Source organism: Bacteroides sp. 1001136B_160425_E2 (assembly GCF_015559655.1).
GTDB lineage: Bacteria > Bacteroidota > Bacteroidia > Bacteroidales > Bacteroidaceae > Bacteroides > Bacteroides luhongzhouii.
Map to the genome: position 1 here is coordinate 69352 of NZ_JADMQH010000019.1, position 16057 is coordinate 85408.

Genomic DNA, 16057 nt, shown 5'->3' on the forward strand with positions numbered 1-16057 from the left:
AAAATTATTAAAATATTATTATCTTACAGGAGGTGTCTCCGTGAATTTTCTCTTTTTAAGCATCATTGCCTTCGCTTCACCAGTAAGCCACAGATAATGGTCAGACTTCAATCCCTCTTCAATAGGAATAAATGTACTCGCTCCCACAGGTACTTCGGTGGCACACTTAAAGATAGCTGTCCCTTCGTCTATTTCATCAAACATGGCTACATACAGCATTTCTGCACCTGCAGCTATTGCTCCGGCATATTGCTTCCATAAAAAAGTTCCTTTGTTGCGAGGAATAAAGAGTGACTTCTCCCCTTCCATATTCTTCCACGAGAAACCGGGAAAACACAAAGGCACATAGTCTACCTTATTCTCTTTTGCCCATTCAATATCTTTGGGAAGAATTGACTTGAACTTATCATAAGATGTCTCATTATAACGTCCCACAAACCAAGGCATAATGATATCACAACTGCGAATAAGCTCATGTAGCTTCGGATCCTGAACTGCATCGTTCTTCAACTCCCTCCAATAAGTCGGCACACCGAGCATCACACTGAATCCGCGGGCTTTCAATCCTCTCACCATCGTTTCCACCTCTCCGAGTCCATATGCACGTTTGTCATTGAAACCTACTCCCCAGAGTGTGACTAATGGAGCACCGTTGTGGAACAGATAACCGGGCACTTTCTTACGATTCTGCAAATCATAAGTTTTTGAGATCTCGTCAATATCATTCAACACCGTCATTTCATCTCCCGACTTCATCCCGCTCAAATCGTACATCACAACAATAGCACGTCCATATTTAGTAGAAGATTTCATAGCCGATGCCAACACCTTATTGAAATGCTTTTTCCCTTTCGGACTTTTTATCTCAGTTACAAAACGCTGCATAAACACACCGTCCAGCCCATACTGCTTCATCCATTTGAAATGAGTATCGACAGTAGATTCATCATACGAACTGAAGACATATGCCGTATCTCCATTGGCCAGAGTGAAATCGGTAGGATAAATCTTACTGTACTCAGTCACATCCGGCCAAAAATCCACACTGCACGAACCTGGTTTAAAACCACGGCTTCCTTGATAGTGATAGAACCCGCGACCGGCACCATCACCGGGAGCAGTAAACCAGCCCTGATAGCCAGCCATTACCAATCCTTTATAAGAATCATATTGTTTTTTACTCTGTACGGTTGTTCCCAACAGCAACAATGCTGCACTAATCAACATTATATTCAATAGTCCTCGTTTCATCTATTCACTTTTGTTTATCAGACGATTATTTTGTGTTGGCAGAAGGAGGAACATTGTCTACGCCCGCTCCCCATGTCTTATTAGCTCTGCTTCCCATTACAAGTACCAGTTTTCCGCCATTGGCAATGTCCGAATGGCTGAACCAAGGCATATTCCATTCCTTTCCGTTCAACGTGGCCGACTGTATATATTTGTTTTCCATCGAACAATTCTTCGCTTCGATTTCAAAGAACTTTCCATTGCCCAAATCCATCTTCACATATTCCATCATCGGGCTGCCGATATTGTAGGTAGGTGTGCCTGGAGTAACCGGATAAAATCCCATCATAGAGAACACAACGAACGCTGACATACCACCACCGTCTTCATCGCCGGGAATACCCATCAGGTCGTTACGGAACCATTCGTGCAGCAAGGTACGGATACGCTTTTGCGTCTTCCAAGGCTGTCCGGAATAGTTATACAAATAAGGAATGTGAAGACTCGGCTCATTGGCCATGGAGAACTGTCCCACATTTCCGGTATGATCCGGCAATTGGGCATAAAATTCGAACTTGCTGCGTCCCAGCGGTTCATTGAACATTCTGTCCAACTCCTGATTAAAGGAGTCACGTCCGCCCATCAGCGAAATGAGATCGGCCACATTATGAGGTACATCCCAACGATATACCCAACCATTGTTTTCACCATAATACTCACGAGCACCCATACCGCCAGAATAACGGTAATCGAACGGCTCGATAAACTTACCACTTTTATCTTTAGGGTGGAAGAAACGGGTTTCCGGATTGAACACATTCCGGTAGTTAAGTGCCCGTTTCAGATAATAATCTTTTTGCTCTTCCTTATTCAAATATCCGGCAATCTGCGAAAGACACCATTCGTCATAAGCAGTACCCAGCGTAACGGCAATCGGCTGACGCTTTTCAAAAGGATGAACTTCGGGCACTGTTTCCACCTCTCCCGGAGCCAAAGCCGGTATATAACCATGTTCTTTATAGAAGCTGTCCAACCATCCGGCAGGTTTACCCGACCAAGGAGCCAGCGTTTTATTTTCAATCCCTTGCTTACAGGCAAGGTAAGCTTTTTCAATATCAAAATCCGTCAGTCCTTTTACACAAGCATCTGCCACTGTTGCCACAGCATGGTTGGAATTCATTCGGCGAGAGTCACCGGTTATTTCAGGGAAAGTAGGCATCCACAGACTATCCATCTGTTCTGCCATGCGGATATAAGAACGGATGATGTTGGTTTCCAAAACTGGCTCAGTCAGCACACGCAGCGGGTGAGTAGCACGGTAAGTATCCCAAATCCAGTCATCGGTATAAAAAGGAACTCCCGCATCTTCGTGCACAGTGCCGTCAAAAGCGCTGAAGTATTTACCATCTTCGCTCAAACAAACAGGGCGCTCATAGCAGCGGTAGAGAGAGGTATAAAAAAGTCCTTTTTCATCATCATTGAAGGCCTTCACTTCAATCTTACCCAATGTACGGTTCCAGATTTCACGCCCGGCAGCAGCAACAGCAGCCACATCATAACCGGAAATCTCACGTTCCAGATTCTTGCGTGCCTGCTCTTCACTGATAAAAGACACTCCGTAACGTACATTTAATGTGCCTCCTTTATCCCCATAATAAAGCGCCACACAAGCATCCTTACCACTCATTTCTTTTTGAGCAACATCCGCCTTGCCATCCTTCAGCACCATCGTCTCCAACGGTTTCTGGCTGGTTTCGAGATAAATATAAACTCTGGTATTATTCACCAGTTGCTGATAACCGCTCACGGCATTGTCATTCACCTTCACGGCTCCCTCGCGTGAATTGAAGATCAGATAGGAAGGAAAGTCGGGACTCATCTCCAGCTGATATACAGCCGACTGATGAGACGGAGCATAAGATACTTCAATCCCCGGTTCATCCAAATAGACCGAATAAGAATAAGGAGTGATGCGCTCGTGATCGTATGTATAGGCAATCACCGGCTTCATCCCGTCTCTGTCGCCCTGATAGGGCGTCAGATTAAACGCCGAACGCTCGCGATGATTAGTGACAATCAAAGGCAACCCCTTGATTTTGTCAGCCGTATAATCGGAACGTTCCGGATATACACGCAACATACTGTTCGGCAAATGGATGGTGGGGAAAGTCGGAACCAGCAAGTGGCTGATATTCCCCATATAAGGATTGACATAATCGACGGGAGACATTTCCGACATAATAGACGAGGTACCATTGCCGCACGATGCCAATAAACATACGGCCCCAAGCAAAAAAGAATTCAGTCGTTTCATGGTATATTTATAATGATATTATATGATTTAATGCATGTGCCTGTAGTTGTTTCTAAGAAGTAGTAAATGCCACTCCATTTGCAGGAGTGACATTGACTGAAAACAACTCTTTTTACCAATAAACATTAACCTAAAAATTAATCTTAAATTTATCTCAACAAATCACTAAGAATATTCACTAATAGTTTTCCGGCAATCGGATCGGTCGTTGCCTTTTCTATCGACATACCCGAAGCTACAGCTGTTCCTTTTCCTTCCGTAATCTGAACCAACGGGAATCCTTTGATAGTCTTCACGTACTCAGAACGTTCATGCATATCACCATTCACATAACCGTGAATCTTGATATGATTAGCCAATGGAAGAACTCGTTCATCTCTTGTCACCTGATAAGCCGAACTGCAAACAGTAGGCACTTCGCGACGGTTGTCGTTGAAATATCTCAATTCCATCCAGTCTATATCATTGAACACGGGAGACTCCGGAATTTCCATATTGGAGATATCGCCTTCAGTAGGTTTTATCCACCCTGTGATGTATTCAGGGAAGACTGCCTTCACTGCTTGTTCGCCATGCAGGAAGAGTACTTTCCCCCCCTTGACCATATATTCGCGAATCGCTTTCTGCTCTTCCGGTGTGCAATCTTTCAAACTGGCAAATACGCATACATCCGCTTTCTGCCTCAACGCGTCTGCCACAGTTGCTGCCGACTGATAAGGTATCTGCAAGTAATCGAATACTTTCTTCGTGTTGTCACCATCCACCAGTACAACCTTCTTACCGGCATCCCCCGGCAATTTATTCCAGCTCTTTACTGCTACCAGCAATTCATATTCATTTTCAGATACAGTCTTACCGTTTTCTGTCAGTTTCAATACCAATTTCAAGTTCGACTTATCAGCTGGCAGACTGGCCGGTAATACGATATTCGGTTCATACCAGTAACGTCCGTAATGTTTCACTTCCGGAGCATTGTCTGTTCCGCTCACCAGCTGTTTGCCACTCTTATCCTGAACAGACCAGCTCACTACCGTCGGTTTCAAAGAAGAACCGTCTTCCAGATCATTGACGATATAGATACGCGTCGGGAGTTTCTCACCGGCATAGAAATGGCGTCCCCAAAGTTCGGCACTTACCAGCACCGGTTGCAACGCACGTTTCATTCTGTAATATACAGGATACGGGGCAATTTTATTCTTATCATATACACTGCGGAACCAAGTCAGCAATGCAAAGTGAATGGTTCCCGAACCCTGGTCATTGGAACGGCGGAGTGCTTCAGCCAGTTCGCTTGTAATGAACGATTGTGCCTCGAGGAAACAATTCGGATTACCGAACGCATACGCCTGCTCTCCTACCCATGATTGCGGATTATAATGTACCAGCGTATAGAAACGGGTAGGATGTCCGGTCTCATTGTTCGGATAGCCGGTAGCCATTTCCTGACTAATCAAAGGACGTCCCGGCATCTTGAAGTCACGCTGAAGTTCACCTTTGAACTGTTTGAAGATAGTACGGTTATACCAGTTGATGTAAGAATGAACATCGTCAATATCTCCATCATCAATCGTATCCCAGAATGCCTTACCGTATTTTTGTGCTTTACCTTTTGCCTGATAGTTGGAGTCGAAACAAACCGGACGAGTAGGATCTACCGCTCTCATGCCCTTCACAACATCGGAGATGATGGTGCTCTTTTTCTTCGCACGTTCCAGATCCTTATCGTTATCATAGAATTTCATCTCGTTGTTCACAGTCCATATCAGCAATGAAGGATGGTTTCTGTATTTTTTCAGCATCCCCAGCCACTCATCTGCCCACATATCAATCAGTTTCTGGTCGGGCATTGACTCGTGAATCATCAGCCAAGGCCATGTGCCTTCGTAACTTACCCCGATACCGTTTTCATCGGCAGCATCCATCCATACTTCATTGTAAGGACAAGTATGCGTGCGGGTCACTTCAATATTACCGGCTTTCATCACCTGATAAAAGTTATCAGCTGCTGCACGGTCATTGGCTACCAATGCATAAGGAGTGTGATTGCCACCCCTGAACCAATAACGGTTACCGTTCAGAAAGAATAATCCATCTTTCACTTCAAATGTACGAAAGCCAGAGGTTATAGTTTTCGTATCAACTTCTGTCTTACCGGAAACAACTGTAAATGAGAATCTGTACAGATTCGGATGTTGCGGAGACCATAACAGCGGTTTCAGATTATTTATTGAGGCTGTGAATACCTTTTCTTCGTTTGTATTCAGCACCTGATTCTTCAGCAACGTACCACTATACAATACTTCGCCTGTCTGCTTATTAACAACCTTACCAGTTACATCAAAGTTACCTTTCTTGGGAGAATGATTGTTGATTGTCACATCAAACGTAGCACCATCCAATGCCGGTTTGATAAATACATCTTCTATTTTCATTGGATTAGTTATTGTCAATTTCACTGGTTGCCAAATACCAGCAGGACTATCACCATAGAAACCATGAGCAATATCTTTTAACATACTATTGGTAACTGGCACTGTCACAGCTACATCTACCACTTTCTCTGCATCTGCTATATTCTTCACGAAGTCGCGGGTCACTTTCACCACCACGAGATTCTTTCCCGGTTTGAACAATTTCGTACCGTCCGCCTCAAAATTACCGAACATTCCAATATGAGAAGCGGCCAGTTCACCATTGATATATACCTCTGCGACTTTGGATACAGCATCAAAATTCAAGACCAGCCGTTTTCCTTTAATATCTTCAGGCAATTCCACCCATTGGCGATACCATGCAGCTTTTATCTTATTATATTCAAACGTATAATTCTCGCAACGATCCGTCTCCTGTTGATAGTAAGTATCAGAAACCCCTTTAGACTGCCTGCCAGCGGCTGATTGCATTTTTTCACCATGTAACCAAATACGTACCGGATTCCAAAAATTAGGAACAGACATCACATGCCAATCTTGGTCATCAGTGGAAACAGCAATAGCCTTCTTTACATCATCCAATTGGTAAGTAGGCATAAACAACCAATTACCGTTAAGGCTAATCTCGCTTCTAGTTCCAATCTGTTTATTTACAATCACTGGTTTATATTCATTTCTTTCCTTTATACGTTTCTTTTCTTTATCTTTAGATGCCAATTTAAAAGAAAGCGTCTTTAAAGGTGTATTATTTAGAAAAGTATTCTCCAAAGGAATGATTGTCAAATCATCAAACTCTGTTTCAATCCAACCACCTCCTAAAGTTACTTCACCCGAAGGAGCCAGGTTGCTGTTTTTATCAATTACATCAATATATGGAAGCTTATTATCACCTACAAATACACGTATCCTGTTTTTACAAACTTCTATTTTGATATTATACCAAGTTCCCGGCACTGGATGAAATCCCAATGGTCGGATATCCATCAACTCATCTGTCCCCATATATCCCATACGGGAAAGATAAAGGTCATCTTGCAAACCACCTTTGATACCTACTACATAGCGGTCATAGCGATTAAAAGCCCTAAAGCCAGCCCAAATTTGAACTTGCTCAGCATCTTTTGGTGCTCTTGCTTTAAAAGAAACAGTATAGTTCCTCCATTTCGGATTACCAAAACAAGCATACGCATCTCTTGACTTTAATACACCATTTTCTACTTTACAAACCCCACGCCCGACCACTTTTAGTGGCTGACCGGATTGAGTAAAATCATATTTCAAGCTGCTGCTTTGTTGGGCATATACTCCATGAGTTACTATGCTACATATAATAAAAAACTTTAAAAACATATTCATAACTATCCATCAATATTTAAGGAGATACATCAATTCTTTATTTCAGTTGAATGGTCATTCTCTTTAGCTTCTGCTCATCAGAGGTACCTCCATAGAGAAGTTCATACTTTCCTGCTTTAATACACATCATATTAGTTTTCATATCAAAAAATTCGAAAGCCATAGCAGGGAGCTCAAGTTTAACCAGTTCCATCTGTCCTGCTTTCAACGTCACACGCCGGAAAGCTCTCAACGACTTCATAGGTCCTTCTGCATCATTCGGATTACGCACATAAACTTGAACCACCTCATCTCCATCACGTTTACCAGTATTAGTCAACGGAATAGTAAGCGTTATCCCTGTTCCTACTTTCACTTCTTTTACATTAGTAGAAGCAACACCATATTTAAAAGTTGTATAACTTAGTCCATGACCAAATGGAAATAACGGCGTCCCCTTAAAATATCGATATGTTCTCCCCGTCATATTATAATCCTGAAAATCAGGCAAATCTGTAGAAGAAGCGTAGAACGTAAGCGGTAGACGTCCTGCCGGATTATAGTCCCCGAACAACACGTCAGCAACCGCAGTACCACCAGCCTGTCCTGGATACCAAGCATCTAAAATAGCATCCATATTCTCTGCCTCCCAAGGTAATGCCATAGTACTGCCGGCACACATGACAAAGATAACCGGTTTGCCTGTTTTCTTCAAGGCTTTCAACATATCTTTCTGTACTTGGGGTAAATCAATATTGGTACGATCACCGTTTTTAAAGCCTGGTAATTTGACTCCCATTTCCTCACCTTCCAACTTCGGTGAAATACCTCCAACAAAGACGATAGCGTCAACATCACTCACTCTTTTGGCAACTGCCTGATAGTCAATTTCCTTTTTATATCCTAGATCAAATCGCAATTCGCCTTTACCACCACCTTGCCAGTATTCCAATACAATAGAATAGCTCTTCCCAGCTTCTACTGTCATAGTATATGTCTTTTCAGAAGCGGGACCATGTCCCCAGTCGTCGAATACTAATTTCCCATCAACATACAGACGTGAGCCATCATCTGCCGCTATATAAAAAGTCACGTTCCCTGATTGTTCAGGTGTGAATATGGATTCAAAGCGTGCTGAGAAATCACGTAAACCAACTCCTGCTACAAAAGGAGTTCCACCAGTTGTAGTAAAATTAAGAGGATCGCTGAAATGACTGCTCACTTCCGAAATTCCCGTAAGTTCTTTATTGTTCCAAAAAGTAGCTTTAAACCCTTTCTTACCTTCAAAAGAACATTGATTAAAATAGCTATACATCACTCGATTATCTACATAATCACATCCTTTATCATAAATAACTTCAGTATCGGATAACTTCTGGCAAATACCGTCCAATACCGTAACTGTATGTGCAGGAATACCACTATAATTCCCCCACATCATAATAGAATCATTAGCATTGGGGCCTAATACTGCTATTTTTCCCAATTTTTTACTCAATGGAAGTATATTGTTTTTGTTGCTAAGCAAAACAATACTTTTCCGTGCCATATCAAGTGCTTTAGCCTGATGCTCCTTAGAATTTACTACCGAATAAGGAATGTCACTCCATGAAACAAGCTTGTCATCATCAAACATCCCTAACTGAAAACGAGCCCTAAGTAGGCGAAATACTGATTCATTGATTTTCTCCTCACTAATAAGGCCTTTCTGAATAGCCTCTTTCAATGAAGCATAAGAACCGCCACATTCCAAATCCGTACCAGACATTACTGCGTCAGCTGACGCTGTAGAAGCATCAGAATGTGTTCCATGATTCTTAGGTTTATAAAAATCCCCTATAGCGCCACAATCTGACACTATTACATCGTCAAATCCCCAGTCTTCACGGAGTATCTTCACTAATAATTGTTTATTGGAACAACATGGTTCTCCCTCAAAACGGTTATAGGCACACATCACTTCTTTTACTTTCCCTTCCTGCACCAATGCCTTGAAAGCCGGTAAATAGGTTTCATAAAGGTCACGCTGAGAAATGTTTTTTGCATCGAAACTATGACGATTCCATTCCGGGCCACTATGTACAGCGTAGTGTTTGGCGCATGCATGAGTCTTATCGTATTTCTGTGTACCGTCACCTTGTAATCCTCTCACTACTGCCAATCCCATGCGGGTAGTCAAATAAGGATCTTCACCGTAAGTTTCTTGTCCACGCCCCCAACGTGGATCTCGAAAGATATTCACATTAGGTGTCCAAAATGTCAATCCTTTGTAACCGCCATGATCACCCTGCTTCTGAAAATCGTGATATTTAGCACGCGCTTCGTCAGATACAATATCGAACGCTTCATAAACAGCTTGTTCATCAAAAGTAGCAGCCATACCGATTGCCTGTGGAAAAACAGTGGCAAGACCGGCACGTCCAACCCCATGTAAAGCTTCATTCCACCAATTATAGCGAGGAATACCCAACCGTTTCACCTCGTTGGCATTATTACGCATCTGACTCAGTTTTTCATCCAAAGTCATACGCTTCAATAAATCCCAAGCACGTTCACTCGGCGATAAAGAAGGATTCCTATAAGGTTCGGTCTGTGCCATAACAGACATAGCAAACGAACTCCACAAAAGTATTTTCAGTAAAAATATAATCTTTATTTTATACATAAATATAAGCAAAATTAATGAGTCATTTTTATTCTTGACACTACAATGATTTGAAAAAGTTACTCCAAACGATCTGTTCATTGAGCAACCAGATGAATATAATTCAAATCAACTGCGCCATTCAAAACTTTGATAGTGACATCCCGATATCCCTTTTCAGAAAAAGTAAACTCTCCGGCTTCTGCCGTTGCCCACTCCCCATCCTTTCGAGAAATGGGGAGAACAACTTTTCTCTTAATATCGCCAACCGTCACCTCAAGAGTTATCTCAGAAACAGCATAGGCATAGCGAACTTTAACTATAGTCTTTCCCTCTCGAAAAGGTATTTCTTTCCATTGCAAATGGTCATTCACTCGAAGTCCGGATACATACCATCCACCACCATAATTCGCATCCTTACATCGTTTCACCTTTCCTGTCAGCGTAATATATTTCATCTCATTAGGATAAACCTTATTGTTAAAATAAAAGTCACAAGCTTCTGCCTCCAATTTCTGCACATAAGGAAAAGGATAATGGCTGTATTGACGCAAGATATTCAACCGCTGATTCGGATAATCATAGAAACGGGTATCTGTACTACGCCAATATGCCGCGTTCTCCAAAAGGTCTGTAAATCCTTCCAAAAAAATGAGATCAGCTCTGTGATCCCCATCACCCGGCATCCCATTTTCTTGGGTAGTAAACATCTCGAGCGAGGTGCTAAGTGTCTTTCCATGGTCTGCATCATAAAATTGACCGGAACCACCAAGATCGTTATTCCAGAATCCAGGAATGGCAGTCCCTACTTTGATATATTCATTCGGAGTATTATCGTTATCATAATGCCATTCCCAAATGTCCGTCTCACGAGGATTATTCAACAAATAATAATTTCCACCGGCATACAATCTGCCCGGATGGAGTCTTCCAGAAAACCACACATGCATAGCATCAACGACTCCATCGTCACGTACCTGTGGATCCAAATCAGACCAAGCACGGTCAGGTATGACGAACAGTTCATCACCAAACTCCCTACGAAAATCTTCTTTCATCTTCAAGATAATCGCTTTCAGTTTTCCTGTACAATCAATCTTCTTATTTCCTAACCCAAGATATTTCTTATTCAAGAAACCGTTCAGTGTCCAAAGATATAGTACCGGTCTTCCTTTATATTTAAACAGGAACTTGTTGTTCTCACTGTTTTCACCATAAAAGTTCGCAAATGCCTGCTTTATGTTACACGTCCAAATATAGAAATAACAGCCTAATGGATCATTTGGGTCTAGATTATCCAGTGGATAAACAAGCTGTTCCTCTGTTTGTGGTTTAGGTTGTAACTCATACTCTGGAAATCGGGTATCCGAATTATATCCGTCAAAATCACTCAACTCCAAGACCTTTTGTGAATACTTTTTATAAAGATTCCAATTACGCGCAGCATGCCAAGAGGCAGGAGAATCATCAAAAACTGCAATCTTAAACTTATCTTCCACTCCACGTCGCTTCATAGCATCTATCATATCCATAATCCGCTCCGGATTGCCGTGATCTTTCCGTTTCGTCTCGCTTGGTAACCACCCACGACAGTTTGCTACAGCATAATCAACTCCTGAATAGGCTAGTTCTTCCACTAAATTATCCCACCACTCTTCTTCTGTAGCTCCCAATGCTTTAACATCAAATAAGGGAAGGTTATACAAAGTGGTCGTTTCACTACTCATATCTCCCGTTCTCAAACCACCTTCTAAACCAACAAGAACACCCATATACCCATCTTCTTTCAATCTCGCTTCAGAAAGCGGAGGCAACGGCTCCGCTTCAATTCCATTATCCACCTTTCCGTTATCCAGCCAAATATTCCCTTCAGCCACTTCATTATCGGTACAACTGTCCAATAGGACAGTTACACCGATAAATAAAAATACTTGCCAAAATTTCATCATATACTTCTACTTTAGCATATCATTATTTTTTCACCTTAAAAAGTGCTTCTTGTTCTCCTAACTCTGTAGTGATTTTAATCTTAAATTGAGTCTCTTTAAATTCTTTTGCGCATTTAACGACCAAATTGTCGCTATTATCAACAGTTGCAAAATTATCCTTATTATTGTATGGACCTACCAAAGAAACTTTAATATTTCCATAACGTTTTGTGGCCCAATCAGAGACTACCAAGACTGAATTATCATTATTTTCAATTACTGACACAATATTGTTGTTTCCATTTTCATCTGCAAAATACCAATCATGACACAAATTAGAAGTAAATGCTTGAAGCAACATTTTATCATTATCATTCAATCCCGTAATATTTGTCATACATTTCAACAAATCAATTTCGCTATCCACCATACCGACTCCCTCATATAAGCGAATCTTATCAGCTCCCTTCAAGTTAAACCGATAATGAAAACGGAACCACTGATCACTTGGTGAAGAGATCGGATCCAGAAAGTACCAATTGTCTAACACTTCTTTATCTCCCACTTGATAACAAATTTTCAAACCTTCATTTCCACCTTTTTTCCGCATCTCTAGATCAGTATTCTGGATAGTATTTCCACTTCCATCTTTTTCAGCCTTTTGATCGTTCCCAAAATTCAATTTTCGCAAATTGCAGGGTTTCTTCACTGAAAATCCTCCTGTTTCATATATAAAGCTTTTTCCCCACTCTGATTGTAAGAAATCAGTTTGGTCTTCTTTTCTAATAGAGAAAATCACATAATCTTCCGGACTCCAATCATACAATTCTGAAAATTGGATATTAGCAAAACTATAATTATCCTCATCTTTTATACGTCCAATAATAGCCTTCCCCTTGATTGTACACCCCGGCATATTATTTATATCATCTACATCATTTTCTATTTGACCATTGTCAAATATCTGATATTCTTGTTCTAAACCTACTCTTACTTTAATATAAGGCTGATAGTAAAAGTTTACTTTCTTCAGACAAATTCGTTTCACTCCATCATTTGTATTTACCTGAAGCACTCCACCATTAGCTGCAATCAGGTACATATCGAATGGTTTACGGTTAGAACTGCCTGTCATTTGATCCAGATCAATCTGTTTATCCACAAACAAATATAAGGAATTTGTTATATTATTTCCATCAAATCTTGTAACATAAACCTTGTTTTCATTTAGGATATTTAGTTTTCCACCATTTACATATCCCACTTTCAATTTTTCAGTATTATCAAAGAGCGAATTGATTTCCTCAGATGTGAAAACCGAAGTGTTCAGTTTTATATAAGATGTTTTTGTATGAAGTGAAGATATTGATTCCAATTTAGTAGATTCATATTCATCCGCAGCCAGCAAAATATCAATGGACTTCGCTTCTATGCTAACGCTTTGGACTAATAATACTTTATTTGTATTCTTATCAGTATATTTAACAGTCACTTCACCCTTATTTTCAGAGGGTATTGGATTCACTGCAAGATATGTTCCATTCTCATCCTCGCCCACAGTAAAGTTTTCTTTACATTTTCCATCCAATTCATATGTAATCACTACATCAAATCCCAAATCGTCTAATGATTCCAATTTATTGTACCTTCCGACCTCAAAGCCACACCGAATAGTATTCAGATAAAGAGGACTCTTCTCATCGAATATGATAGGCTCCGTTATTGCAGTACCCGTCGTAGCATTAAAAATTTTTGCTTCAGACACCTTATGTTCACTCTTCTTTACTACAAAATCATCAGATGAAGTGGTATAACCATTCAGCTCTACATTCAAAACAGCACCAAAGTACACATCATTTTCCATATTCTCAGGCTGCAGGGAAAGGCTCAATACTCCATCTTCAAGCTTAGCTGTGTTATGGATATAAGTCAATGCAGTTTGGGTAGCACGTGTCTTCAATTTGCGTAAATCAGCACAAGAGAACTTAGCCTGTTCCAATTTGAAGTCAGCAGGTAACACGCGGAAAGAAACTCTAGCTGGAGAGGAAATTATAGCTTCTCCTTGATCATTAATCAATGTGAGAGCCTCAATATAATCATCAAATGCGCATACCCTCCGATATGAAATTGATTGCAAGCCCTTAAATACAGAACCTTCCAATAAAAGAGTATAATGAACCCCTCCAACACTTATCACCATATACTTGTTCTCCTCATCTACAGCAAGCACCGGATCGTTTTTATCACAATGAATCGTGGTTTCCACTTCACCAATATAGACAACCTGCATGATGCCCATATCCTCTGTTTCAACAGCTCTAATAACAATATTTCCCAATACAACATTTCCGTCTTCATCTTTCGTCACTGATATAGTTTTCCCTGTGACACTAACAACGTTGGTATAAGTACCATCTTTCTGAGCTATCTGCCATTTACCATTGTTTACCTTAAAATGACGTATTGTGGCATCCTTTCCCTCAATACTAGGTATAGTAAGCGTTTCCGTTTTTCCCTGAAAATGTAAAGTACAGTTGCCAGTAGCCTGATCTATTTCATAATACTCTATCCAACATCCATTTGCCACAGCGTCTTCCAGCTGGTTCTGCAAGACCTTCACCTTATTCTCCAATACTGTTATACGATTGTCCAGTCCTTCAATATCTTCATCGTAGTCTTTACACGATGAAAATGTAGCAGCAGAAAAGCATAAAGCTCCACAAAGAATTACATTTAAGAATTTTCTGTTCATCATAGTTCCTTTTTTTTAGATTGTTCCTTTTTTTGTTTATCTCTTGAATTGTTCTTTTACAATTTTCAAATAAGTATCTCCTTCCTCCACTGTAGAATCAAGAAATGAATCATACTTATACTCATTCACCGCATGCAAGAACACCAGTCGTTTCTTTCCAGTCTGTGCCTTCAATATGTTACACATACGACGAAATATGACAGGCTCTTTCTTTATAATAGGAGTCTGTAAATCACCGTTCTCTACAAACTTGTTGTATCCTACTGCTCCGGTAGGAACAAAATCAATATTATATTTAGCTGCAATATATTCTCGCGTATACTGCATATTTAAGTAGATAGCTTGCGGATAGAAATAGTAGCTTTCATCATATCGTAATCCATTATACATATTTTGGCTAGTAACAGCATCCACTCCACCCTGAAGATAAAAATATTCATAACGATCAGGCGGGCACCATGCAGCTCCACTCTTGGCTATCAAATACACGTCATATCCTGTTTGTTCTTTCACGTAAGCACGTATGCCATCATATAGCACACGAGAATCTTTTGAATATAGCCTTGCGGCATTTTCAATCAGCACTACTGGCTTGCCATCCACTTTATAATAATGTGTATCCCCAAAAAACTTGTCCGCTACACTGACAAACAGCCGTTGTAACAGCTGTACACGTGTACAAGCCTCCCCACTAATCAACGTCGTCACACAGTCGGGAAGTATCTCCATATCTTCTATAAGATGCTGGTTGGAGAGTTGTGAGGCCTTTCCATATACTTTAGCACCATCCTCCTTAATACCAGTCAAATCAAGTTCCTTAGTCAAGTTGTCCACATTAACAGAACAGACAAATCCCAACGGAAAATTCACATGATTGATATCCGGATTCATATCTACATCATTTTCACCATCAGTATCACTTCCCTCACCAATTCTACCAGTCAATAATTTGACTAAGGAGACATCATTATCCGAAATCTGATTACCGTTTTTAAAATCCATATTAATAGGAGGCATAATAAGAAAATCAATGCCATTGGCAGCATACGAATCCATCTGTTGCTGTATCATATCTACATCTTCTTTACTAACATCATTTGTTTTCAGGTGAAAATCTCCATACATAGGTGTTTCCTTGGGAGAAACATCATATTCATAGTTAGCAAAATCGCCTGTACCTGTTAGACGCGCCCAACAATCAGTTCTATTCACACTACCGGGATTGCCATTCATACGGTCAGTACTTTTCAGATAGAAAGCACCTACCATATAATCCTGTGAAACGGATATCTCAGGAATTTCAAAATTAAGGAAATGGTCATCAATAGAAGGACCACCATTTTCCTCCATACAAGCGGTAAAAAGGCACACTACAAGTAAACATCCTGTAATCATCTTAGCTTCTTTCTTGTTTTTCATGAT

7 protein-coding genes are annotated in these 16057 nt (G+C 40.7%); all 7 read right to left on the minus strand.

Features of this window, described 5'->3' with window-relative positions; translation table 11 throughout:
- Positions 1 to 18: 18 nt before the first annotated feature.
- The 7 genes from I2I04_RS18395 to I2I04_RS18425 all read right to left on the minus strand — a co-directional run bounded on the left by I2I04_RS18395 (position 19) and on the right by I2I04_RS18425 (position 16054).
- Positions 19 to 1251, minus strand: coding sequence for a glycoside hydrolase family 71/99-like protein (locus I2I04_RS18395; RefSeq protein WP_229127015.1), 1233 nt, complete (start codon positions 1249 to 1251; stop codon positions 19 to 21).
- A 25-nt stretch (positions 1252 to 1276) separates the two neighbouring features.
- Positions 1277 to 3544, minus strand: a complete 2268-nt coding sequence (locus I2I04_RS18400) for a GH92 family glycosyl hydrolase (protein WP_195655605.1) — start codon at positions 3542 to 3544, stop codon at positions 1277 to 1279.
- A gap of 149 nt (positions 3545 to 3693) precedes the next feature.
- Positions 3694 to 7332 (minus strand): glycoside hydrolase family 2 protein, encoded by a 3639-nt coding sequence (locus I2I04_RS18405; RefSeq protein ID WP_195655606.1) that lies wholly within the window; start codon positions 7330 to 7332, stop codon positions 3694 to 3696.
- A gap of 37 nt (positions 7333 to 7369) precedes the next feature.
- The gene (gene xyl3A / locus I2I04_RS18410) at positions 7370 to 9919 is read right to left on the minus strand and encodes a xylan 1,4-beta-xylosidase (protein WP_410489786.1); all 2550 of its coding nucleotides are present in this window, start codon (positions 9917 to 9919) and stop codon (positions 7370 to 7372) included.
- Between the two features lie 134 nt (positions 9920 to 10053).
- A complete protein-coding gene (locus I2I04_RS18415) occupies positions 10054 to 11904 on the minus strand; it encodes a DUF5010 domain-containing protein (RefSeq protein WP_195655608.1) in 1851 nt (616 codons plus the stop codon).
- Positions 11905 to 11926: 22 nt separating this feature from the next.
- Entirely contained in the window at positions 11927 to 14638 is a 2712-nt protein-coding gene (locus tag I2I04_RS18420) for a hypothetical protein (protein WP_195655609.1), read from the minus strand.
- A 33-nt stretch (positions 14639 to 14671) separates the two neighbouring features.
- Positions 14672 to 16054, minus strand: a complete 1383-nt coding sequence (locus I2I04_RS18425; RefSeq protein ID WP_195655610.1) for a hypothetical protein — start codon at positions 16052 to 16054, stop codon at positions 14672 to 14674.
- Positions 16055 to 16057: the final 3 nt, after the last annotated feature.

Coding starts and splice junctions, on each gene's coding strand:
- I2I04_RS18395 (WP_229127015.1), bottom strand. CDS start 1,251: ATGAAACGAGGACTATTGAATATAATGTTGATTAGTGCAGCATTGTTG.
- I2I04_RS18400 (WP_195655605.1), bottom strand. CDS start 3,544: ATGAAACGACTGAATTCTTTTTTGCTTGGGGCCGTATGTTTATTGGCA.
- I2I04_RS18405 (WP_195655606.1), bottom strand. CDS start 7,332: ATGAATATGTTTTTAAAGTTTTTTATTATATGTAGCATAGTAACTCAT.
- xyl3A (WP_410489786.1), bottom strand. CDS start 9,919: ATGTCTGTTATGGCACAGACCGAACCTTATAGGAATCCTTCTTTATCG.
- I2I04_RS18415 (WP_195655608.1), bottom strand. CDS start 11,904: ATGATGAAATTTTGGCAAGTATTTTTATTTATCGGTGTAACTGTCCTA.
- I2I04_RS18420 (WP_195655609.1), bottom strand. CDS start 14,638: ATGATGAACAGAAAATTCTTAAATGTAATTCTTTGTGGAGCTTTATGC.
- I2I04_RS18425 (WP_195655610.1), bottom strand. CDS start 16,054: ATGAAAAACAAGAAAGAAGCTAAGATGATTACAGGATGTTTACTTGTA.